We start from the raw sequence: 24,170 nt of genomic DNA on the forward strand, positions 1-24,170 counted from the left end.
CGTCTTTTAAGACGATTGCGTTGGTCTGTTAATCATACGCCCCGAAGTGCGCCGTCTTCTCCCTTACACCCTAACCATGCAACCCCACACCCTTCTTGTTGACGAACCTTACGCTTATAATTCAAGAAAGCCGACTCACTGTGTAGACCAGCCCCAAGATTCTCAACGCAATTCTTTCTTTTTGGAGGGTAATTGGATTGTAATTCGGTTTGCAGAAGAACAGGTGGTGCGGTATCCAGAGTCTTGCTGTAAGCAGATTGCTATTGCGATCGCATTGATTCTGGGGATAGAGCGGTATCAAAAGAAGTTTCAGGATGTGCCTGCTGTTCCCCGAATGCAACAATGGACGAAACGGCAGGCATCAAAGATGGCAAAGTCAAAATACCGTGATCGGTATCTCGCAGTTAATGGCTTTACTCAAAACAAAGTTGAGAATAATTTTGACTATTAGCTAGATGAGAAACACCCTTATAAGCAACAGTGATAGAAGAATTACCGAGAGATAAATCTGGAGTTGATTCGCAAAGATACTCCATCTTCTGATAAATCTAATTTTAGTGGTTGAGGATTATTTTTTAATCGCTCATTGCCATCTATCCATAAAGAGAACCACAAATATTTATTCATTACCTGCTTTAAAGCATTGATTCTTCGTTGTGTCGGTGGATGGCTACTATTTTCCGTGTAGTTAGAAGGTAAGCGCGAAAGCAGGTTAAAGACTCGAAAACCTCCATTTGCATCATAGCCAGCTCTAATCATATAGGTGTAACCGATTTCATCGGCTTGAAATTCATGCTGGCGACTTAATGCTTGCATGGTTTTATCAAATTCTTGTTTTTTCTGGATAATAATTCGTTGTTTGATAACATCTTTTGTAGCGAGTGATATGGGAGTTTTCGATTTTCCCCGTTCTTGTGCAATCCAATTGTTATATTCTGCTTCTGCTTCTTTGAGTAATCTTTCTTTTAAACTAGCTTCTGCTTCTTCTTGCTGTGCAGAATGGCGTTGTGTATGGTGGGCTAATTCATGACTGATAATAAAAGCTAAAGCTGCATCATCACCATATATTTGGTCTAGCAAGCCTTTGTAAATTACGATTTTGTTTAACTCGCCAGCGTAGGCATTGATATTATATTCATCAGTGATTTGAAAGCGCCAGGGATGGTCATCAAGCCCATTAGCACGAATTACTCTTTCTGCTACGCTATAAAACCATTGCAGATTATTCTTTTTTGCTTGTAATCGTGAGGTGGAAGTTGATGAATTTGTAGTAGTTGAAAGTGAGGATAATGGACTTATTGCTTGCGCGAAACCTGGTGTATTGAGGTTTAGTAAAACGCTGCTGCTAAGACCTAATGTGGTGAAAACGATGCTGCGAATGTATGAGGATGCCATAATTGTAAAAGTCCATTTACTTCGTTTAAACGCCTTTAATTATGTTTACGATATAACAACCGTGTTTTTACGCATTTTAGATTTTTATATTTAGATATTTTTTACTAAAAAAGCGGGCAATATGCCCGCGCTACAAGTTTGAATGAAAAAGATTGAAGAGAACAATTATTTAAAAAATTACTTGTGCCGCTACAAAATTTTAAAAGCATTAAAAAATCTACTAGCGTCACCAACGGCAGGATTTTCAACGAAGAGTACATATATGCGTTGACCAGCTAAAAATACTCTAACTTTGGTAATTTTTTGCCCCTCTTGATATGTATATTCTTTACCAGGATAACGACCTAATGAGATGTTGCGAGTTTCCAGCATTTTTTTAGATTTATCTTGAAACTCGCTGACAAATGCAGTTAATAATTCGTTTGGCTGGAATTGGCTGATATCTATCCGATACTGTCCGTAAAAAATCCCATATTTACTTTCATCGGTTTCTGCTAGTTGTGCCTCCATAAATATATGTTCATTATTTAATTTCATTGTCATGACACCTGGTTCAACGGGTAAGATACCAGAGAAATTCCAAGTACTAGAGGAAACATTTTTCCATCCAGAAATGGTATTGGCTTGTGCTAATACTAATTGCGATTGGGATTGATTAGTTTGGGTTTTTGATAAGTTAATGGCTTGTGCTTTGGGAAGGCAAGCTACAGTTCCTAACATCAGAATTACCAATGTAAAATTCAATGATTTCATGATTATGTATCTCCTATGAATATTGTCGAGGTATTGTTGAGGTCAGTTATATTGTTTGAACCCCTTCATAGGAAAATACGAATTTATTTAGGTGCAATTACGCAGTTGATAAAAAATTTTTTTGGGTTTGGGTATTGGGAAAAATAAATGCGGTGAATATATTTGACAAATTTGATTAGATGTGTAGTGAGAATACGCGATCGCACTCATCAAATTTGTGCCACCAGCCGTATTAATCAAATTTATAGTATATTAGTACTATGATGTTGCTCTTGCCATATTCTTTAATATATGCATTAAAGTTTTCAACTACCAAGGGTTGATTGCGGAAAAATAAAGATAAAATGTTGGTATCAACCAAGGCTAGTTTCATCACTTCTTCTTCGCTTGATATCATCACACAAACGCCGATCGCTCTCGCTGACATTTAGGTTATTCTTTGTGCATCATGGTGATGCAAATCTCACTCTGTTTTCCGTGACGACCACAAATTGCTCAGGTAGTCTATCTGCATAATTTTCCAGCAATCGTCTAAGCGTTTCGACTTTATTGACAGCCCGTTCATTTTCCAGTCGCAAAAAAATTACACCTCTATGAAGACTGCTTTCTCGAAATATCTTTTCACCAAAGTCTTTATCATTGGTAATTAAAATCCAATTCTCGACAAATGCTTTTTGCAGCACATCGTCATCGCTTATACCTTGCGCTTCGTCATACACAGAGAAAACTTCATAGCCAAGGTTACGCAACCAACGAGCAACGGCTGACCCCGTACATTCATCTACCAGAAAGCGCATCTAAGTATTTTCTACCACGAGCGGCATAAAAGTTGTATTCGATAGCGATTTACTAGCAAACAGAATACAAGCTTTAATATCTTCGGGACTCAGCCCTTCGTACTCTTCGAGAATTTCTGCGACATTTGCATCATGAGCAAGCAGGTTAAGAATATACTCAACGCTCAAGCGGGTTCCTCTAATTACAGGCTTTCCTGCTAGCACTTTTGGATTTAGGACTATACGTTCTAGTAATTGCTGGTCTGTCATTATCTGGGGTGTGGCGTATAAAGTTTATTTTTATTTTAATTGAATTAACATTGCTATTGACCCTCAACGTTTGATATCATCACACAAACGTCTATCTTCTGCGCTGACATTGGGGTTATTATTGAGATAGTCGTGCAGATAAAATCCCTACAAACTTGAATTGCGTCAGCGATAATGCTCACGTTATTTAATCCACTAAAATTTTTAGCAAGAGGGAAAAATGAGCGTCATCATATCAGATGATACTTTGCGTGCTAGTGGAATGACAGCAGCTGAATTTAAACAGGAAATTGCTCTATTGCTGTTTGCATCGGGAAAACTTCCCCTTGGATATGCTAGCAAGTTGGCAGAAATGGATAAAATACAGTTTCAACAGTTGCTTCAAGAACGCAAAATTCCTCTGTATTCTTATGAAATAGAAGATTTTGAACTCGATTTGAAGAATTTGCGGGAATTGGGTAGGTTGTGATTGTTATTAGTGATACTTCACCAATCACTAGTCTTGCTGCTGTTGGTGAATTAGATTTACTCCAACAGTTATATAGTAAAATCCTGATTCCAGAAGCAGTTTATCGGGAACTTACAGGTACATCTACACCTGTTCCTGGTTCTGTAGAGGTACGTAGATTTGATTGGATTGAAGTACGACATGTAACAAACCGCTCTCTAATCACAGTTTTGTTAGAGCAACAATTGGACGAAGGTGAATGTGAAGCAATAGCTTTAGCAATTGAACTCAATGCAGAATTACTACTTATCGACGAACGGCGAGGAAGAGCGGAAGCTGATAGGTTAGGATTACGAATTACTGGGTTGTTAGGGGTTTTGGTTGAAGCGAAACAAAAAGGATTGATTGTCTGTCAAACCTGTGATGGATGGGTTGATTGCAACAGCAGGGTTCAGAGTTGCAGATGCTTTATATACTCGCATTTTGCAGATGGTGGGGGAGGTGAATGACCTCAACGCTTGATATCATCACACAAACGCCTATCTTCTGCGCTGACATCGGGGTTATTTTGCAGGTAGCCTGGTATTAATCCGCATCCTTGTACTAGCAAGTCATCTAAATCGAGATTCCACAAAATTATTGTTTTCCACCAAGATGCGGAAGCAAGGGTTTTGCCATCCGGGCTAAAGCTGACGCTACGAACAGAGGTTATATGCCCTTTAAAGCTTTGAATTACTCCACCACTGTTGATATCCCAAAGTTTCACAGTGTTGTCATCAGATGCAGAAGCAAGAGTTGTACTATCTGGGCTAAAGCTCACACCTCGAACACTGGCTGTATGTCCTTTAAAGGTTATTACTCTACCACTGTTGATATCCCAAAGTTTCACGGTTCCGTCATCAGATGCGGAAGCAAGAGTTTTGCCATCGGGACTAAAGCTGACGCTATTAACCCTGCCTGTATGCCCTTTAAAGGTTTGAATTACCCTACTACTGTTCAGATCCCAAAGTTTCACCGTTTTGTCACTTGATGCGGAAGCAAGGGTTTTGCCATCCGGGCTAAAGATACACATACTTGCATACTCTTCAAGGTTGTGAATTACCCGACCATTGTTGACATCCCAAAGTTTCACCGTAATGTCACCTACAGAAGCAAGGGTTTTGCCATCCGGGCTAAAGCTGACGCTATCAACCCCGTATTTATGCCCTTTCAAGGTTTGAATTACCTGACCACTGTTGATATCCCAAAGTTTCACCGTTCCATCTTTTGATGCGGAAGCAAGGGTTTTGCCATCCGGGCTGAAGCTGACGCTATTAACCCGGTCTGTATGCCCTTGAAGGTTTTTAATTTCCGTACCACTGTTGATATCCCAAAGTTGCACCGTTTCGTCCCAAGATGCGGAAGCAAGGGTTTTGCCATCCGGGCTAAAGCTGACGCTATTGTAAGCAGTTGCATGTCCTTGAAGGGTTTTAGTGTTCCCCTCACTTTTGATATCCCAAAGTTTTACCGTATTGTCATCAGATGCGGAAGTAAGGGTTTTGCCATCGGGACTAAAGCTGACGCTATTAACCCTGCCTGTATGCCCTTCAAAGGTTTGAATTACCCTACTACTGTTGATATTCCAAAGTTTCACCGTATTATCCCTTGATGCAGAAGCAAGGGTTTCGCCATCTGAGCTAAAGCTGACGCTATTAACAAAGTCTGTATGCCCTTTGAAGGTTTGAATTTCCGTACCACTGTTGATATCCCAAAGTTTTATCGTTTGGTCCCAAGAAGCAGAGGCAAGAGTTTTGCCATCCGGGCTAAAGCTGACACTAGTAACAATACTTGTATGTCCTTGAAAAGTATTAATTACCCCACCACTGTTGATATCCCAAAGTCTCACCGTTTCGTCAGCAGAAGCAGAGGCAAGGGTTTTGCCATCCGGGCTAAAGCTGACGCTAGTAACACTACTTGTATGCCCTTGAAGGTTTTTAATTTCTGTACCACTGTTGATATCCCAAAGTTTCACTGTTTTGTCACTTGATGCGGAAGCAAGAATTTTGCCATCCGGGCTAAAGCTGACGCTATTAACCCAGCCTGTATGCCCTTTCAAGGTTTTAATTTCCGTACCACTGTTGATATCCCAAAGTTTCACCGTATTGTCCCAAGATGCGGAAGCAAGAATTTTGCCATCCGGGCTAAAGCTGACGCTACCAAGCTGCTCCATTGTGATAGGAAGAAAGCTGACACTATTATTAAGAATTTTAATGACCCTGCCACTGTTGACATCCCAAATTCTTATCGTTTCGTCAGCAGATATGGAGGCAATAGTTTTGCCATTTGGGCTAAAGCTAACGCTCAAAACACGGACTGTATGTCCTTTAAAAGTTTTAATTTTAAATTCATTAAGCACCCGCTGCAATGTAGATATTGCTTGCATTTGGGTTCCTCTTGCTATCCAAGGTTTCCAAATGCTTTCTCGTAATATTTTCCCAGCTTTAATTGATTTTGTTAACCCTGCTTCATGATCGTTTCCTATAAAAATTTTTTCCGCATTACCACTCAATCTACCAATTTCCGCATCAGTTCTGCGAATTTCACTCACCGCAGCAAACCCCGAAATCACCAGCAAAGCACAAACCAACCCAGCAATAATACTCAGTCGCCACCTCTGTTTCTGCTTCCTCTCCCTCTCCCGCAACTCCACACCCTTCTCAATAAACCATCGCTGCGGTTTACTAACTTCCCCACCCCGTTGCTGCAACCAATACTCCGCCACAGCCAAAGTCGCACTCGGCAACAAAGCCCCATCATCCCTATTACTATCCACCCATTGCTGCAACGCCACCATCAACCCTTGTTGCCAAATGCGAAACTTGCGGTTCTCCTGCATCCATCCCCGCAACAGTCCCCAATGGCGAATCAACGCCTCATGCACAACCTCCACCGTTTCCTCATTGGTAGACTCATTGCGGTTCGTCACCACCAACCGCTTATCCGCCAAGTGCGTCACTAAATCCCAATTATCTCCCCTCACTTCCTCACTCGTCGCCAACTTCCGGGTATCTTCCGTACCTTCCCCCGGTTGCACTAACTGAATAAACACCCGTTGCGCTTTTTCTCGTTCCGACTCACTCAACTCTGCATAAACCGCATCAGCGTAATTCGCCAGCGCTTTCTCCACACCGCCAATATTTTTATACGCCTGATGCGTCAACTTCCCAGAATGCTGTTGCTTCCACAACTGAGTCAGGGTAAACTCCAGCAACGGCAAACGCCCATCACCATCTTGGATATCATTAATTATGGTGTTGCTTAAACCCTGCTCAAACTCAAAGCCCAATTGAGTTGCAGGATGTGTAATGGCTGACTGTAATTCCTCCCGACTCATCCGCACAACAGGTTCTAGTTGATACTCCTGCAACGCCCTACCAAAAGGTTCGTAATCATCAAGCGCCCTAGTTAAAAAATCTGCCCGCAAGGTTAGCACCAGCGTAAAAAACGGTGCATCTTTTACCGCTTGCAGCAAACTATCCAAGAAAGTTTTGCGTGATTCAGATTCCGTACAAAGAGTATAAATTTCTTCAAATTGGTCGGCTATCAACAGCACTCGCGTGACCTCTCCCCCAACCCCTCCCCTATGAGGGGAGGGGAGCATATTTCCCCCTTCCCTACAAGGGAAGGGGGGTAGGGGGGTTAAGTCTGTGATAAAATTTTGTAGCGTGGAGCGATCGCCCTTCAAATTTACACCAACTTCCAATTCTACCAAACGTCGCTCATCTTCCGGTAAATTTAACGCCGAAACTAACGCCACAGCCAAAGATTCAAAAGGATTTTTCCCCGGACGAAACGCTATAATCAACCAATTATTAACAGTATCCCTACGCAACTGCGGAATTAACCCAGCAAACACCAGCGATGACTTCCCGCTTCCCGAAGCACCAATCACAGCAACCAAAGGTCTATTATTAACAGCAGCAACTAATCCAGAAGTCGCCCTATCTCTACCAAAAAAATACTTTGCCTTTTCTTCTGTAAATTTCTCTAAACCTTGGTAGGGACAGAAAGAAATTATCCCTAAACTTTGCCAAGTCGGTGGAGTTTCCGTTTGATTTTGGACAATTACAGGAAGCCAACTTGCACAAGGAAATTCTGACTCAAGTTTTTCTAACTCCAACCGCGCATTTCTCACAGAAATATATAGAGACTTCCCACTAGTAAACTGTTGTAGGAAATACTTTAAAAACTCCTGCGCTACCTTATCCGGTACTGGTTCCCGCATGACAATCACTTGGGGGATATGCAATTGTTCTAATTCGTAAGCAATCCCCAACCCATCGCAGGAATTAAAAAACGCTATTTGCAATCGTCTTTTAATCGCTACTTGCAAAGCATCTCTCAATTCTGCCATCGTCAAACTATCACAGTTATTTAAATAAATCCTTCCCTGCATTCCTTGAGTTTGTGAATGTCCAGAGAAAAACAATATATCCCACCCCAGATTATCTTGCAGGTAATTATTTAAGTCCTCACGGGATGGGTTGTCAATTAAAATAATTTCGGCATCATCGCCACAGAAACTTTGCAAATATTGTTTATCTTGGTGTATGTTAATTCCGGTGCGATCGCCTAAAATAATTAAAATTCTAATTTTTTCTCGGTAAGGTCTTTCCCCACGTTCAGCATTGGGTGAACTTAAAGCTACTTCTACCAGTGGAAACTTAGTTAAAATATCCCACAAATGCCAGGGAAGCTGACGTAATTCATGGCAAGAAGTTGTAATAATTATTCTGATTTCATTTTCTGGTTCTAATTCTTTTAAAGAGTTGACAATTGAGTCAAAAGATGCTAGTGCGAGCCAAGAATTAAAATTCTCCAGTAAGTTTATTGATTGCTTTTCGCACTCTTCATTCAGAGATTGAATATTAATGCTGCGAACTTGAATAGCTTTAATTCTAAATTGACCATACCGACTGCGATAGGTGTTGTGCCATGTATTCAACAATGGGGTAATAGTATTATTCCCTGGTAACTTACCCGTGATTGTTCGATAAGCTCTTTCTCCGTCATTAGCAATTTCTAAAGTTACATGAAGTTCGGAATTAATATTACCATCAAACTTGAGGATAACTAACTTTTTCATAAGCAATGTAAATTAATTTTTTGTTCGTAGGAACGAATGGCTATAAGAAAGCAGAAACGCTATGGGCAATAGCGATCGCGTAGCGTGTCCCCTTGGGACTTAGCGCTGCTGCTTTCAGGCGATCACCCCTACGCAATATACTTATCATACAACGAACTGTTGTGTTACTTTTGACTCTCCTAAAATGAGTTCTACATTAAATTTCTCCCCAAATTGGGCGCTAAATTCGACTTCAATCCAATTATCATTCTGTCGAGAAGTAGTATATAAAACTTCTTCCCCCTTATCGTCAATCACAGCCACCTTTAATTTTTCAGGTATGTACACATTTGCCCCAGGTATATACTCATCTTTAGTGAGAGACACTTGTATCAAAATGTTAATTTCGTCTTGATTTTTTATTGCTGACTGATTTTCCGGTGCAAGTGTCACAATTAAAGCAACAGATTCGCCATTTAACTCCAAGCCCAAATCAATTTTTTTACCGCGTGTGATACTGAAACTTCTACACCCCATCCATTCGATTTGTTGAGGATGTAAAAGTTCATCAATTGTCTGCCAACCTTCTGTTATAGTTTTTCCTATCCATTGTCGAAGATTAACTATTGCAGCCTGTTCTTTCTGAGTCAAATAATCTAGTAATTTATCTACAGATTGCAATTGACTAATATGAACTTTTGCTGCTGGTTGCGTCGTAAAACCTAAAATTGTTGCTGACTTTAAGGATTGGCTAAACTGTACGGCAACATAACTAATTCTATCTGTCATCACCTCAGTAGGTATTTCTAGATATTCTGCATCTGGTAACACGGGACGACACTCTATTGTGCCAATATTTTTCACCTCCAAATCAGCCAAATCTATTAAACTTAGCATCCAAGGATTGCTGTTATCCGCATCTGACCAATTAGTTTCAAAACCCATACAGTCAAGATAACAATTGACTGCATATACAGCTAAAGTATTGAGATAGATTTTTTTTGCCTTCTCAGGATTTGATATTCCTTTTCTTCGTTTATCAGCTATTTCATGGGCTTTACTACTCATAGGAATTGCAAAAGATGTTTGCTCGCGATTAAGGTTCATAATTATCCTTGATATGGTTGTGAAAGAGTAAATGATTGTGGTTTACTGTAAATATTTACGAAAATAATCGATAATTGTACGCTTTTTTATGTTGCGTTGATATAGCTCCGAAAGTCTTGGTATTGGATGACCTAATTTATTTGATATATCTGACCATTTTTTTTCATCTAATCTCATTAACAACACTTTTTGTAAATTGGCATTTTTATCTTCTCCGATATAAGCATTTTGTAAAATACCTTTTGGGTCATTTTGAACAAAATTTATGACTGCTGATACTTCAACTTCATTCTCACTTTCAGAAATTAATTTCTTTGTCAGTTCATCTTTAGCTCTAGATAGCTCTTTGCTAGTAGGCTTTTCCGAGTCGCTACCACAACTATCTAATTCATCGAGTGATAATATTCTGGGACGATTTCTGATTTGTCTTAAAACATCTTGAAATCGCCATTGGAATATTTGATTTACCCAAGCCATTACCTTATGTTCTGAGTGATAATTATCGAGATTGTTGCAAATTTCCACATAGGTTTTTGCCTCAGCTTCGTGATAAATCTCTTCAAAGTCGGGTAAATTCTGCCATTGCGTAAAGTTTTTTAATTTCCCTGAATGCTGAATTTTTTTAATTAATCTATTCAATGCTTTCCGTCGTTCTGCACTTTTTAGCGGATGTTGTTGTGCTTCGCTGACTAGCTGACGCAGTTGATAATCTAAAACATCACCCATCGAAATCTCCTGCTGAACCCCGGATTTTTGGCAATTTGTTGTAACCATAAATACATAAAATACAGTGACACGCTGTGAGTCGATACAAATCTATAAAATGTCAAGACGGAGCTTTTCAATGCATTATGCTTTTTCCCCTACCTCTTTAAATCCTTATACGAACGAGGTGGGGAGTTTTTACGCAGGTTTTGGGAAAATCTTTGACAATTAGTTCTGTATTATCAGGTTACACAGTTACGAGCGTTCACGTTCGCGGAGCGTCCCGTTCACGAAGTGTCTCCAAAGGAGAAGGGAAGTGTGCCGTAGGTATCGCGCAAAGCCCTTACACCTCCGACGTATCGCACATCTTTAGGCATTACTGCCAAACTAACCCCTAAGTTAAAATAAAAATTAAAGCGAATATTGTGTATTATCTACCTTTAACCAGCCTAATTTTTAGTGTAATGAACTCCTATGGCAAAAGATAGATTTCATAATGTTGTCAGAAATGCTTTAGAAAAAGACGGTTGGAAAATTACGGCTGATCCTTATGAAATCAATGTGGATGATGTAGATTTTGAGATTGATTTAGCAGCGGAGCAACTTTTAGGAGCAGAGCGAGAGGGACAAAAAATAGCGGTTGAAATTAAAAGTTTTATTAGTCCATCGAATGTTTCAGAATTTCATACAGCCTTGGGACAATTTTTAACCTATCGGGATGCATTAGATAAAATTGAACCAGAACGCCAACTTTATCTAGCTGTTCGCGTCCCAATTTATGAAAGTTTTTTTCAACGTAAATTTATTGCATCGGCAGTTGCAAAATATCAATTACGATTGATGATTTACGATGTACAAGAGGAGGTTATTCGTCAATGGCTGTAGAACAATATCGGCAATATATTCGACATCTTCTTTGCGAACGGCAAAAGCGAGCTTCGATGCAACGAAATGCCGAAGAGTATGAGGTACAAACAATTTTCGACGAACAGCAAGACCACTATCAATTACTTTATGTCGGTTGGCGGGGAAATAAACGCGATTTTGGCTGTATTTTACATCTTGATATTAAAGATGGGAAAATTTGGATTCAACATGATGGTACGGAAGAAGGAATTGCTAATCGATTGGTTGAAATGGGAGTACCTAAGCAAGATATTATTTTGGCATTTCACGAACCTTATGTGCGTCAGTTTACTGAGTTCGGAACTTGAGAAATAAAACTACGGGAAAGAATTAATATAGCTTAGAGCTGAAACTTGATGATATCATGCCATAGCGATCGCTTCCAGCGGGGCTTGCCCATCGCGTTTTTTTCAACTACACTCAAATACAGATATTTTGAGATAGTTGTAAAGGTAAAATTACAAACTTAAGGTTGCTGTACTTCACAAGTAGTTAATCCCTTAGCTCTTTTTATAAACTTCTCATCAAAAGTATAAAATTGTGTATGATTTTGACTATTGGCAAGGTGAAAAGCATCCGCAAAATCTAAGGAAAGCGAATGCCATTGCAGCAATTGAGCAACCAATTTTGCCTTATTAATTAGTTCCTGTCCCACTTCCCAGCCATGAGATTTTCGCTTCGGGTTCGGGAATGATTACTTGTCCTTCATTGGAGATTTTTGTGATTTCCATAATTGAGAGAAGGGAAAATATAATTATTCTGTTGAAATTATAGCAGTGTAGGCGATCGCACTTTTTTATTACATCCAAATATAGTTATTTTTATATTGTTGTAAATGTAATCAAAAAACACTATCTTGTTATATAAATGTAATATTTATTTATCCAAAATATCGTCACATAAGTGTTTATCTTCTGGTTTAACGTCATTATATTTTAGATAAAAATCTAAGTTATTGCAGGCTTTTGCTAATAACTCATCTAGCTCATAATATAATATAACTATTTTATCATTACCCTTCACTGAAGAAAAAATTTTACCATTAGAGCTAACATTTATGGTAATGAGCTTAAAGTCATTTTCAAAGCTTCTCAATTCTCTACCATCATGACTAAAAAGTTTAATCTTATTATCAACATGAGCAATTATATTACCATCCGGGCTAAATTGTATACTTGAATCAGACAAAAAAGTATTACTTTCGATCCTGAAACTTCTCAGTTTTTTAAGGTTTTTGTCCCAAATTATGATTCTTCCTTTTTCATCCGCAGAAATAATAGTTTTACCATCATAACTAAAACCGAGCTTTATAACTTTATAATCGTGACCTTGCCTAATTTGCATTTGTTTCCCATCTTTGCTCCAAAGTGTTATTGTTCCCTTATCGCTACCAGAAATAATAGCTTTGCCGTCAGGACTAAAACTCATGACTGGATGGTATACACTATCATTGTCTTTGAGTGTTCGGAGTTTTTTACCATCTTTACTCCAAAGGGTTATCTCACTAAAACCAACAGAAGCTATTGTGTTATTATCAGGACTAAAATTGACGTTATCTGAAAAAATCGATTCGCTGTCTTCGAGAGTTCGTAGTTTTTTACCGTCTTTGCTCCAAAGTTCTATACCCTTACTAACAGAAGCAATAATATTACCATCTGGACTGAAACTGACGCTCCAAAATTCTCTTTCTCCAGAATAATCTTCTTTTCTTTTAAGTCTTTGTAATTCTCTACCGTCTTTGCTCCAAAATCTGATTCCCCAAGGGTCTACAGAAGCAATAATGTTGCCATCTGGACTGAAATTAACCTGTCTAATATCTCCGTAAGCTTTGTCAGCTTTAAAGTTGTGTAATTGCTTACCATCTTTACTCCAAACTTTGATTGTCCCGTCGTCATATGCTAGAGCAAGAGTGTTACCATCAGGACTGATATTAAAGCTTATAAGCGGACTATATAACTTACCCATTATTGACTCATGAAATGCTAATGTTCGACTCAAGGTTGATATAAGTCGCATTGTTATTTTCGGTTGTATCCCAGATGATTTTTGAAACTTTTTACCTGCCTTAACAGCTTGTAATAAAGCTTCAGACTGATTACCAGATAACAGCAGCTTTTCCGCAGATAAAATAGCATTTTTTAACTGGGCATTCGTTTCATAATTTTGATACCAAATTACACTCAAAACTAAACTTAATGTTGATATCAAGCCACCGAGAAACCCAGAAATAATACCGCGAAATAGACGCTTATTTTGCTTTTTTTTCTTTTCATGCAATATCAGACTTTTCTCAATAAACTGCTGATCTGCAAAACTAATTTCTAGTCTCCGTTTCTGTAACCAGATTTCAGCCTCCACGAGGGGTACACCTCGCAACAAACCCTCTTCCTCCCAAACATTTGTTTCCCATTGCTGCAAAGCCACCTTTAACCGTTCTTGCCAAGTACGAAACTCCCGATTATCATCCATCCACCCCCGCAACCGTCCCCAATTCCTAATCAACACCTCATGCACAACTTCCACCGTATCCCCAGTTAACTCATTACTATTTGTTACCAGCAAACGCTCGTTAGCCAACAACGTCACCAAATCCCAATTATCTCCCCCCACTTCCTCACTCGTCGCCAACTTCCGGGTATCTTCCGTACCTTCCCCCGGTTGCACCAACTGAATAAACACCCGTTGCGCTCTTTTCTGCTCCGACTCACTCAACGAAGCATAAACAGTTTCCGCATGATTTGCTAAAGCCTGCGTCACCCCACCAATTTCTTTATAAGCCTGATGCGTCAATAACCCCGGACGTTGTTTTGCCCACAGTTGCGTTAAAGCAAACTGCTGCAAAGGTAAACTTCCTTCCCCCGAACCGACATCATCAATTAACTTATTAACTAAACCCTCTTCCAATTCCACAGAAAACCTCGCCGCAGGTTGAGTAATAGCCCTTTCTAATTCCTCACGGTTCATTGGTGCAAGTAAGGAAGGGGGATAATCTTGTAAAGCCTTGCCCAAAGGTTGGTAAGACATAGCTTTACCCAAAAAATCTGCCCTTAAGGTAATCAGCAAAGTAAACCGGGGAGTATCATTAACAGCTTTCAACAAACCATCAATAAAAATTTGACGCTCTTGAGCATCTGGACAAAGGGTGTAAATTTCCTCAAATTGGTCAACAATTAGCAGAAGATGAGTAGGGGATGGGGTGTGAAGAATATCTTCAATGGTTTTTTGTAGCGCACAGATATCGTGTTTTAAGTCAATTTCTAGCTCTAATTCCTGTCTACGTCGTAAAATTTGAGCATCTGACGAGGAGATAAATTCTGCCGTTGCTCCCCTGGATTCTTCCAAAGCTATAGCCAAAGACTCAAAAGGGTTCTTCCCCGGACGAAAGAAAATAATCTCCCAATTGGGCGAACAACCATTATCCCCTACAATATTATTCTGCCGCAGTTGGGGAATTAACCCAGCAAACACCACAGAAGATTTACCACTACCAGACGCACCAATTACCGCAACCAACGGTTTACGATTAACATCAATTACCAACTGCTCAACAAACGCCTCTCGTCCAAAGAAATTTTCGGCATCTTCTTCCCGAAATGCCATCAAACCCCGATATGGACTGCGAGTAATTCCCAAACTTTGCCATGTTGGCGGCATTTCCAACTGATTTTGAATAATTACAGGCAACCAACTGGCACAGGGAAATTGTGACTCCAGCATTTCTAATTGTCTTCGTGCATACCCAACAGAAATACACAAAGACCTACCACCTGTAAACGACTTTAAAAAATACTTTAAAAACTCCTGTGCAACTTTATCTGGAACAGGTTCGCGCATGACAATTACTTGCGGAATCTGCAAACTTTCTAACTCTCTTGCGATTCCCAAACCATCACAAGAATTAAAAATTGCTAATTGCAATCTTTTGGCGATCGCTGGAAGCAAGGTATCTCTCAATTCTGCCATTGTTAAACTATCATCATGATTGAGAAATATTCGTCCCTGTGTCCCCTGAGTATGAGAATGTCCGGAGAAAAACAGAATATCCCAACCAATTTCATCTTGTAAATAATTATTTAGTTCCTGCCGCAATGGTTCCACAAGGGTTACTATTTCCGCATCACCACAATATTGTTGCAGTAATTGTTCATCCGCTTTAACATTTATTCCCGTACTATCACCCAGAATAATTAAAATCCTAATCTTTTCTCTAAATGGTCGTTCTTTGCGTTCAGCATCCGGCGCACTTAAAGCAACTTCAAAAGGTGTAATACGGAAATAAGGTATAGCATAAAATCCATTCCACAAATGCCAAGGTAGTTTACGTAGTTCTTGGCAATCTGTACTAAGAAGTACCCTAATTTCATCTTCCCGACCTCGACGTTGTTGATATAAGCAATTTATGATAGACTCAAAAGACTGTGATTGCAACCATGAATTAAAAGAATTAAGTAAGTTTTGCGATCGCTCATTGCATTTCTGTTTCAGAACATTAATATTTACATTCCTAGCGCCAATTTTTTTGACCCGCGTTTGTCCATACAAACTTCGGTAAGTATCACGCCAATTTTGAAAACATTGAATAATATCAATAGCTTGAGGTAGTTCTCCTCTAATTCTCAAGTCAGGACGTTTTCCTTCTTCGCCAACTTCTAACGTTACTTTATATCCTGTAGAAAATTCACCATCAAATTGAAGGATAACTAACTTTTTCATAGTCGATGCAAATTTCTTGATTTTTTAATTGACGAATTGGCTGGACAAGCGGACATTATTGGTATTTTATGACACAAAGAGTAATCTGATAAGCGCAACGCGTACAAGTAGCAAAGGTTTGAATTTTTCTGTATATAATTTTACTAAGCCATCCGAGTTGAGATCCTAGAACACCTCAATCCCTTATACGAATGAGGAGAAGAGTTTTTACGCAAAGTTTTTGATAAATTTCGGCTTGGTGCTTTTGTTACATTCAATAATTTCGCGATGCTCCTTTAGGAGCCGCCAAGGGCGATCGCTTGAACAAAGCATCAATGATCCGCAGTGTTCCGGTTGGGGTTCGTTTTACAATTTCTGATTCCAAGCAGCTGGAGCAATAATTTGAGCATTAATATCATCCAGGTAAAACTCATAAACTGGCACACCACTTCGCTCACAACGCAATGGTTCAATGATTTTGGTGAAGGGGTTCCAAACAGCAGTGACGGTGCGTTTAATTTTTTTGCGAACTAATTCGCACTTTAGATGAACCGTGGGCAGCTCAACTACCATTACACTATATAAATCAGCTGACACTTTTAGAGAATACCGCTCTTCTAAGTCAGCCAATTTGCGCTCTAGCTCTTTATTAGTAGCTTCCATCCGAGCCAATTCTCTTTCTTTCCCTTCTCCTTCCAACTGGCGGGATTGAATCCGATTTTGAATTTCTACAGCTATGGTGTTGTAATATGTTTTTAATCGCTCTTCATCTCTAGCTTTTGCCCTAGATAATTTCGCCTGCCAATTTTTCAGGTCAGATTGTACCAGTTGAGCAGAAGTATGTTCAATAATGAGTGAAATTTCCTCACTCTTTCTTTCTGAAATTGCTTCTGGGTGTTCCACCACAATACGGTCAGATTCCCAAAATAGTGCATCACCAATATCAACTGGTGTAACTAAAGTCAGTTCATTGATAATAAACGAAACCATGCCGACTCTTTTTTCATCGGCTTCAGCAGTATACGCTACATGACACCACAAATAACGGGTTGTCTCCGGTTTTGCCTCCAGAAAACGAATTAAGCCGTTCTGAGGTTTTAGAGTTTGCAGAAGTTGTTTCTCGAATCCGCTGGTTTTCAGATAGCCATCGTAATTGATAGCGATCGCACTCACTGTTCCCCGATTTCCCAAAATCCGCGAAAATCGACTCAGCAATTCTGAGTGATAGGTGACAAATACACTCTTGTCTACATCAGCTTTGGTTGAAAGTGTTACTTCTTCGGGCAATTCCAACTGTTTGGCAATGTTGGCAGTCAACATCACCATCATCTGGTTATCACCATCAGGTTCGGCAACACCATCATATAGGGATACCAGTTTTGATAGAGTTGAAAGAATCGGATCTGATATCATCTGGGTACTGGGGATTGGGGATTGGGGATTGGGTACTGGGGAATAAAAGGGATTGGGGACTGGGAACAGCGTCAGAAAAAATCATGTTGCAAGAATTCTTACATATACCCTCTTCTCCAATTCCTAATCCCCACTGCCTTTATGCGGTATATGGTTGTTAATAATTGGCTTGAATCTGTTTATTTGTTCGCTTGTTAATTATAAATTAAGAGCAATGCGATCGCCTGCCGCCACGAGTGCGAAGCCTCCACATTGCCAGCACAGTTGAAGGCACCATTCATTACCCAAGCCGTATTGGAGAGACTCTCACCTCACCAAATACTCCCAAATTAGTCTGAAATTACCTCAAATTCTACCTCCTCCCTCTGTATTCTCTGCGCCTAGTAATATTTTTTAAATCGGTAATCTTCCGGTGTCTTACAGTATGAATGCTACGTTAGTAATGTCAGTTTCAAAAATATTTTAAATATGCTACTTGCGGAACTAGCGCAAGGCAGAGTTTTTAAAGCAAAGGTAAATTACCATGCCATTTAGCAATTACAAAAGTATTAGCGCAGTTCTGAAAAAGTTTCAAATAAAGTATGTGCAAACTAATTTTGTTATCGAAAAAGAATTCCCAGTTAAAGATGATTTCAAATCAGAACTAGATTTATTATTCACAGATGGAGTTATTGACAATTCCGAATCTGCTATCTGTGAAAATCTCATCTATCCTGTTTTGAAAGAAGTATGGAAATTTTATCGGAGCAAACTAACGCTTTGGAGTCACCAGACATTAATTTACGATGAAGATTTATCCCCTGTCCCTGATTATATAGTGACGCAGCGAAATCCCCTCGCTACTATTGTTTTTGATAAGCCCTATTTTTTGGCAGTTGAGGCAAAACAAAACAAGTTTGAAGAAGGATGGGGTCAGTGTCTTGCGGAAATGATAGCAGTCCAACGGATTAATGATAATTTAGAAAAGACTGTTTTTGGGATTGTTTCTAATGGTAAAGTATGGCAGTTTGGCAAGCTAAATGCAGATATTTTTACTAGAAGTAGAAATCTTTATACAATTGAGGAATTAGATAAGTTGTTTGCTGCGGTTAACTATATTTTCCAACAGTGTGAGTTACAAATTAACAATCTATAGTTGATGTCATTTCCTACAGTGTAGCTCAAACATGGCACATTTTCCTCTTTGCATAACTTATAGGCAAGCCGACTGCGAAGGATATGAAAGAAGAACATCTAATTAAATAACGACAATGCAATCTGCTGCTTACCGCTTATAATTACTGACCAACTCGCACGCAGACAAAGGTATGGAAAATTTTCCATACCTTATACAAAAATACGTTCCAAGTAGACGAGGGTTGCTAATATCATGTCCGGTTAATTAACACTAATAAAAACATCGTAACCCTCGTAGAGACGTTCGTTCCGGAACGTCTCTACAATATATTTAATAAGCCTGTCATGATATATTGGGTAGTTTACGCTTCAAAATCCTCACCAAAAATCTGCTCGTCTAGTTCCTGAGTTTGCTGGTACTGTCCTTTAGCTTTTAATAAATTATCTGCTAATTGGTCAAAAGCTGTATCTAATTCTGGTTTTGCTTGATGTTTCAACCAAATATCCATGACGATTTCACTAAAGTCAAATTCATCATCCACATTACCCAAGATAGTTTCAATCTCTCCTACGACTAACTCGAACATATTGATTTTGTCGTGGAGTATACGCAAAATATATTCTTCGATGCTATCTTTGAGACAAAAATTAAAGATGAAAACATCCTGGGTTTGTCCAATGCGGTGAATGCGACCGATGCGCTGTTCGATTTTCATCGGGTTCCACGGTAAGTCGTAATTGACGATGCAATTGGCAAACTGAATATTACGTCCTTCTCCCCCTGTTTCCGATGCTAAAAGTACAGAAACTGTGTCTCGAAACTCAGCGATCGCTGCATCTTTATCTTTCAGAGACATCCCACCTTGAAATTCTGCAAAAGGTATATCTGCGGCTCGCAATGTTTGGGCTAAATAAGCACTGGTTGCTTTATGAGTGGTGAAAACTAAGGTTTTCTGGCGAGATTTTAAGAGCATTTCTACCAATGCTTTCGCTTTCTCCACCTGCTTAACTTGAGCAGCACGTCTTGCCAAAGATTTGAGTTCTTCATGGGGTAAACGTTTGGTGAGTTGTTTGAGAGAGTCAGCCAAAGCACCAGGGGAAGAACCAGCCCGCATTAGTAAATTGGTGCGGGAGAGTCTATCGAGTTGATCTGATGATAAACGCAGGTATTCGCTTAAGTCGTGGTAAAGTTTCTGTTCCCCACTAGACGGGGTAACGGTAATGGTGGTAGCAAAGCGTTTAGGTAGTTTAACATCTACAAGTGCGCGGGTATTTCGCACCATGACTTCCCGCATTAGCGATCGCAGTTTTTCCGGATTTTTAGGGACTCGTCCATTTTTGGAATCGACATATTCTTTTTTGAAAGCAGCTTCAGTTTGCAACAACCCTGGTTTAAGGAGGGTGAGGAGATTAAACAATTCCACAAGCGAGTTCTGTATTGGTGTCGCAGTCAGCATAAGGATAAATCGCTTGTTGAGAGCGTTGACGAGTTTCCAGTTAAGGGTAGTGCGATTTTTCAGATGGTGCGCTTCATCTACGACTACCAAATCCCAAGTGCGGTTGGTGACAACAGAGAAATGTTTGGCAGATTTTGCGGTGTTGAGGGAAGCGATAATTCGGGGATTCTTTGTCCAGAATTCTTCTACTTGTTGTTGCGGATCGCGATCGTCTGTTGTAATACTGGTGATGTTAAATTTATCATTTAATTCTAGTTGCCACTGGGAAACTAAGGATGCGGGAGTCAGTACCAATAGCGATTTAACCATGCCTCTTGCCAGGTATTCAGCTATTATTAGTCCAGCTTCTATAGTTTTGCCCAATCCAACTTCATCCGCTAGCAATGCACGTCCGCCAAGTTGTCTGAGGACTTTTCTGGCTGTTTCAATTTGATACCAGTATTTATCAATGGCAGTGAGTGTCGGCAGGCACACTAATTGGTCATAGTCCGCCATGATGGACAGGTTGAAGAGTTCTAGACGCGCCTCGTAGAAATTGAATGGATCGTAGTCACCAGCTTTGAGTGCTTCTAAGGCAATGGAGGAGTTAAATTTGAATGTATAGTTTGTATCCATAATGCACCACTACTAGGGACTGGGGGCTAGGGATTGGCAACTGGGAAACTCTTTGAAAAGAGCAACTCCTGCTCCGTGCTTTTTTCCTAAAGTTAAAAATATTTGAATTATAGGCATGACAGCTTAAGAATCCTGAATTCAAAATTAGGATTATAGTACGCATACGGGACAAATCTTACTTACTTTTGTTTCAAAACTTCTTCGATTTCTGCTAACTTTTGACGTAGGACTTCTTGAAACTCTATTAGTTGATTTCGTTCAGCTTTCTTCAACGACTCTAAGGAGAGTTTTTGCAGCCGACGGCAAGACTGTGACACGGGTTTAATCTTTGCTTCAGACGTTGATGATGACTGTACCTGTGAAGCTATCACTTCACTTACTAATTTTCGGGTGGCACTAGCAGATAACTTTTCTGTCATAACTTTCTGTGTCGTTGTAACCCTAATTGACTGCGCTTCTTCTTCACTTACTCCCAAATTTTTGGGCGAAAGTTTTTGTAACGCCATTGCATGAACACCTTTTAGTCCACTTCTGATGGCAACTTTGAGGTCGGATGCTAGAGATAGCATCGGAAAAACGTTGGCATCAATAGAGGCAGGATTAAGCTGTAAATCCAACAGTAAACCCAACACTGCTTGTTCTGAGTCACTTAAACCCAAAGCCGCTAAACCTAACTGTTGCTCTGCATTTTCAGCCGTCATCAGTTCTACAACAGAGTTCATCTTTTTTTGTGCATTTAACCGTCGCACGACTGTTGAAAGAATACGGGGAATGTCCACTTGCTCTAAATCAGTATTATTAGCCAATTCTCGTACAATCGCCTCAGCTTTATCGAGGGGATTCAGGTCTTCTCGATGCAACGAGGTCAGTAGCGCTTTGCGGTGCAAGCTTGCAGGTTCTGGAATTATCACAGCTTGAAGATTTTGCCAACCCAAGGCTTTAGCACTACGCCAGCGTCGCTCTCCATCGAATAGCACTAGGTTTTCACGCTGAATTAGGATAATTGGCTGTAATTGTCCATCCTCTGCCAAAGAACGGGACATCGATTCGATACTTTCGGGCAAAAATGTTTGTCTGGGTTGCTCTGGGTTCGGTTCAATTTGCTCAACTGAAATCGAAAGGATACCTGATTGTGATTGGAGTTGCTTACGCAGCGTAGCTAGTTGTTCTTCTAACTCAGCCGCACCGGAAGAACGAAGTTCTTCAATTTCTGCTCTTAATCGCTGGAGTTCCTCCTCGGCTTCAGATAACTGCTGAGACTGCTTGGCTGCTGAAAAATAATTGGTGAGGTCAGTCGCTTTACGCGCAGTCATGATTTCTTACCTCTTGTCTTATTTTGATTTCCAATTAGATTTGCAAGATATGAAGCAATTTCTTTAAAATCACTTTTAGCAGGATGGCTGGGACGGTGAATATGTAGGGGTAATCCTTGTCCACTGGCATTGACAAATTCAGCACTATCGCGAATAGCACCAAATGCACGGATATTCATTTGCTCCAACTGAGATGGCAATGCAGCCAACATCTGCCGATGCGTCGCTCGTCGGGAATCATATTGGTTGGGGACAAATCCGATTATTTCTGGAGTCGGTTTTAAACGTAGGTGCTTGCAGTGGTAGTAATACCATTCCAGTAAATGTGCTGCTCCTTGAATCGACTTTGGCTCTAGTTGCACGGGAATAACGATGTGAGTACAAGCAGCCAAAGCCATTAAAGGCAAAGGACCGAGGGTAGCTGGGCAATCAAAGATAATCAGGTCATGCTCCAGTGGATAGTCAGTTAAGCAGTCTCCCAAAAGGTAGGCTCCTCGTTTATGCAACACCAGTTCATCTGCCGTTTGCGTCAGTACCATCCCGCCTTGACAAATAACTACTTTATCTGTATGTTCTGTCCAACAGGGAGTTAAGGGCCAAGAACCATCAAAGTTATCTTGCAGCACAGCGGATAGCGTATGTTCTGGTTCTGGGGGAGACAAACCACAAAATAGTGTCAAAGACCCTTGGGGGTCAAGATCCATGAGGGCTACAGATAAGGAGCGTTTTGCCAATTCGTAGGCTAAATGAACTGAAAGTGTAGTTTTACCACTGCCACCGGCATTGCTGATCACAGCTAGTCGAACTTGCATGGTTTTTATTTAAATGCTATTTCAGCATCATATATCAAGAGGTGGACATCATATATCGATATCTGAGGATTTGAAATAGAAAGTTAAAAATATAGCGGTTATCACTTTAGTCCAATACACTTAATATTTTCTTTTCGGACAGATGTCTCGCCTGTCCTGAGCGGGCGAGATGCCAATGGCAAGATGCCCACCCCACAAGAGATGTGTATTTAATATAAGTGAGAACTGCTATATAAAGATGCTTTGATGAGCAAGTGCAACCAAATAATTAGCGTTCGGATTGGGACTGTTGATTTTTACTTGTGGAAGTTTGCCAATAAGATTTTTGCTTTTCTGTGAGGTGGTTAATTGTGGCTGTTTGATCCCTTGTCGCTTGGTAAACTACTTGCTGTTGATCGTTAATGATTTGCAATGTGTTATTTGATGTTGAATAAATAGCAGTGTGTTTACTGCCGACAGGAGCCGTTTGAATAATGGCATTTTGATTATGGGGCAAGGCGCGAATCGCTTTGAGGCTGGCGGTGATTAAATTTTGCTCCCATTTTTCACGAATTGTAATGGGAGTAGGGGTAAGTTCTGTGGGTTCATTGGGCGTTGGTGTGACATCAATTAAAGGTTCAGTTTTAATGATTTCGCTTTCTTGCGTCGCATGAGTGTTGGTGTTGACACCTTGAGCTTCCTTTTTGAGTTCAGTTTTAATGATTTCGCTTTCTGGGGTCGCATCTTCATTTGTCCACTCTTGGGGATACTTGACAGTCGTTGGATCAATAATTAGATGGGCGGTTGTTGCCGGGGCAGATTGAATGGTGGCATTAAATTTCAAGCTTTCTATCGATTGATTAGCGGCTTGCACCTTTTGACTTAGTACTGCAAACGAATCTTTATCAATAACCCCCAAGGCTTTGCCATTAACTAGGGCAAGGGGTGTAGGCGGTTTACGATGGTCAGAGTTAGATTTGAACCCAATCGAGACGGTGCATGATTCTCCTTGAAACGAGCGCGAGGCAAAGGCATACTTTTTAATCTGCCCTACCTTTAACTGATTGCCTTTGCTGGAAGTGATAATGACTGAGGCACTGGGGGGAGAAGTGATTGTTGCCACAGCTTCTGTGCCAGTGGGCAGTTGGGGTGATTCACTATTAAACATAGCCAGTTTCTTGCCTTCTGCTATCACCCAACGTTGGGGTGCGATTCGTTGTTAGCCGAATCCTGGTAACCAGTCCAGACATAAGCTAACCAGCCAGAAATGGTTGAACTCCAGACAGGATGGAGGTGCAAGCCCTCCCCC

21 protein-coding genes are annotated in these 24,170 nt (G+C 40.2%); 6 read left to right on the forward strand and 15 right to left on the reverse strand.

Features of this window, described 5'->3' with window-relative positions:
* Positions 1 to 76 precede the first annotated feature (76 nt).
* A complete protein-coding gene (locus tag AABK37_RS30090; protein ID WP_432555159.1) occupies positions 77 to 451 on the forward strand; it encodes a hypothetical protein in 375 nt (124 codons plus the stop codon).
* 41 nt (positions 452 to 492) lie between these two features.
* Here the strand turns inward: AABK37_RS30090 and AABK37_RS30095 are convergent, their stop codons facing one another.
* From AABK37_RS30095 to AABK37_RS30115, 5 genes are all read right to left on the reverse strand, one after another.
* Positions 493 to 1,395, reverse strand: coding sequence for a M48 family metallopeptidase (locus AABK37_RS30095; RefSeq protein WP_432555160.1), 903 nt, complete (start codon positions 1,393 to 1,395; stop codon positions 493 to 495).
* A gap of 189 nt (positions 1,396 to 1,584) precedes the next feature.
* Positions 1,585 to 2,148, reverse strand: a complete 564-nt coding sequence (locus tag AABK37_RS30100) for a hypothetical protein (protein ID WP_432555161.1) — start codon at positions 2,146 to 2,148, stop codon at positions 1,585 to 1,587.
* Positions 2,149 to 2,380: 232 nt separating this feature from the next.
* The gene (locus AABK37_RS30105; RefSeq protein WP_432555162.1) at positions 2,381 to 2,575 is read right to left on the reverse strand and encodes a hypothetical protein; all 195 of its coding nucleotides are present in this window, start codon (positions 2,573 to 2,575) and stop codon (positions 2,381 to 2,383) included.
* Between the two features lie 19 nt (positions 2,576 to 2,594).
* The gene (locus tag AABK37_RS30110) at positions 2,595 to 2,945 is read right to left on the reverse strand and encodes a DUF5615 family PIN-like protein (protein WP_432555163.1); all 351 of its coding nucleotides are present in this window, start codon (positions 2,943 to 2,945) and stop codon (positions 2,595 to 2,597) included.
* Positions 2,946 to 3,194: a DUF433 domain-containing protein gene (locus AABK37_RS30115; protein WP_432555164.1), complete on the reverse strand. Its 249-nt coding sequence runs from the start codon at positions 3,192 to 3,194 to the stop codon at positions 2,946 to 2,948.
* Between the two features lie 220 nt (positions 3,195 to 3,414).
* Between AABK37_RS30115 and AABK37_RS30120 the strand changes: the two genes are divergently transcribed.
* Both AABK37_RS30120 and AABK37_RS30125 read left to right on the forward strand, forming a co-directional pair.
* On the forward strand, positions 3,415 to 3,663 hold the full coding sequence (locus AABK37_RS30120) for a UPF0175 family protein (RefSeq protein ID WP_335183729.1): 249 nt from the start codon (positions 3,415 to 3,417) through the stop codon (positions 3,661 to 3,663).
* Positions 3,660 to 4,151 carry a DUF3368 domain-containing protein gene (locus tag AABK37_RS30125; RefSeq protein ID WP_432555165.1) on the forward strand — a complete coding sequence of 164 codons (492 nt, stop codon included), beginning with the start codon at positions 3,660 to 3,662 and terminating at the stop codon, positions 4,149 to 4,151. The genes AABK37_RS30120 and AABK37_RS30125 overlap by 4 nt, the downstream gene beginning before the upstream one ends.
* 2 nt (positions 4,152 to 4,153) lie before the next feature.
* On the opposite strand, the gene AABK37_RS30130 is transcribed toward AABK37_RS30125, so the two are convergent.
* From AABK37_RS30130 to AABK37_RS30140, 3 genes are all read right to left on the reverse strand, one after another.
* Entirely contained in the window at positions 4,154 to 8,767 is a 4,614-nt protein-coding gene (locus AABK37_RS30130) for an nSTAND1 domain-containing NTPase (RefSeq protein ID WP_432555166.1), read from the reverse strand.
* A 144-nt stretch (positions 8,768 to 8,911) separates the two neighbouring features.
* Positions 8,912 to 9,853, reverse strand: a complete 942-nt coding sequence (locus AABK37_RS30135) for a DUF1822 family protein (protein WP_432555167.1) — start codon at positions 9,851 to 9,853, stop codon at positions 8,912 to 8,914.
* Between the two features lie 42 nt (positions 9,854 to 9,895).
* On the reverse strand, positions 9,896 to 10,579 hold the full coding sequence (locus AABK37_RS30140) for a hypothetical protein (protein ID WP_432555168.1): 684 nt from the start codon (positions 10,577 to 10,579) through the stop codon (positions 9,896 to 9,898).
* Positions 10,580 to 11,032: 453 nt separating this feature from the next.
* Here AABK37_RS30140 and AABK37_RS30145 point away from each other — a divergent pair, with 453 nt between their 5' ends.
* A complete protein-coding gene (locus AABK37_RS30145; protein WP_432555169.1) occupies positions 11,033 to 11,443 on the forward strand; it encodes a XisH family protein in 411 nt (136 codons plus the stop codon).
* Between the two features lie 56 nt (positions 11,444 to 11,499).
* Positions 11,500 to 11,772, forward strand: coding sequence for a XisI protein (locus tag AABK37_RS30150; protein WP_432555178.1), 273 nt, complete (start codon positions 11,500 to 11,502; stop codon positions 11,770 to 11,772).
* A 158-nt stretch (positions 11,773 to 11,930) separates the two neighbouring features.
* On the opposite strand, the gene AABK37_RS30155 is transcribed toward AABK37_RS30150, so the two are convergent.
* The 3 genes from AABK37_RS30155 to AABK37_RS30165 all read right to left on the reverse strand — a co-directional run bounded on the left by AABK37_RS30155 (position 11,931) and on the right by AABK37_RS30165 (position 17,569).
* Positions 11,931 to 12,119, reverse strand: coding sequence for a hypothetical protein (locus AABK37_RS30155; RefSeq protein WP_432555170.1), 189 nt, complete (start codon positions 12,117 to 12,119; stop codon positions 11,931 to 11,933).
* 221 nt (positions 12,120 to 12,340) lie between these two features.
* Entirely contained in the window at positions 12,341 to 16,177 is a 3,837-nt protein-coding gene (locus AABK37_RS30160) for an nSTAND1 domain-containing NTPase (RefSeq protein WP_432555171.1), read from the reverse strand.
* A gap of 345 nt (positions 16,178 to 16,522) precedes the next feature.
* Entirely contained in the window at positions 16,523 to 17,569 is a 1,047-nt protein-coding gene (locus tag AABK37_RS30165) for a hypothetical protein (RefSeq protein WP_432555172.1), read from the reverse strand.
* Positions 17,570 to 18,092: 523 nt separating this feature from the next.
* Here AABK37_RS30165 and AABK37_RS30170 point away from each other — a divergent pair.
* Entirely contained in the window at positions 18,093 to 18,704 is a 612-nt protein-coding gene (locus tag AABK37_RS30170; RefSeq protein ID WP_432555173.1) for a hypothetical protein, read from the forward strand.
* Positions 18,705 to 19,047: 343 nt separating this feature from the next.
* On the opposite strand, the gene AABK37_RS30175 is transcribed toward AABK37_RS30170, so the two are convergent.
* From AABK37_RS30175 to AABK37_RS30190, 4 genes are all read right to left on the reverse strand, one after another.
* Positions 19,048 to 20,757 carry a DEAD/DEAH box helicase gene (locus tag AABK37_RS30175; protein ID WP_432555174.1) on the reverse strand — a complete coding sequence of 570 codons (1,710 nt, stop codon included), beginning with the start codon at positions 20,755 to 20,757 and terminating at the stop codon, positions 19,048 to 19,050.
* Positions 20,758 to 20,936: 179 nt separating this feature from the next.
* Complete coding sequence (locus tag AABK37_RS30180; RefSeq protein ID WP_432555175.1) at positions 20,937 to 22,070, reverse strand: ParB/RepB/Spo0J family partition protein; 1,134 nt, start codon at positions 22,068 to 22,070, stop codon at positions 20,937 to 20,939.
* Positions 22,067 to 22,882, reverse strand: a complete 816-nt coding sequence (locus tag AABK37_RS30185; protein WP_432555176.1) for a ParA family protein — start codon at positions 22,880 to 22,882, stop codon at positions 22,067 to 22,069. Before AABK37_RS30185 ends, AABK37_RS30180 begins: the two co-directional genes overlap by 4 nt.
* A 268-nt stretch (positions 22,883 to 23,150) precedes the next feature.
* Positions 23,151 to 24,029, reverse strand: a complete 879-nt coding sequence (locus tag AABK37_RS30190) for a hypothetical protein (protein WP_432555177.1) — start codon at positions 24,027 to 24,029, stop codon at positions 23,151 to 23,153.
* Between the last annotated feature and the right edge of the window lie 141 nt (positions 24,030 to 24,170).

The sequence above is a fragment of the Tolypothrix sp. VBCCA 56010 genome, assembly GCF_050875635.1.
Classification (GTDB): domain Bacteria; phylum Cyanobacteriota; class Cyanobacteriia; order Cyanobacteriales; family Nostocaceae; genus Hassallia.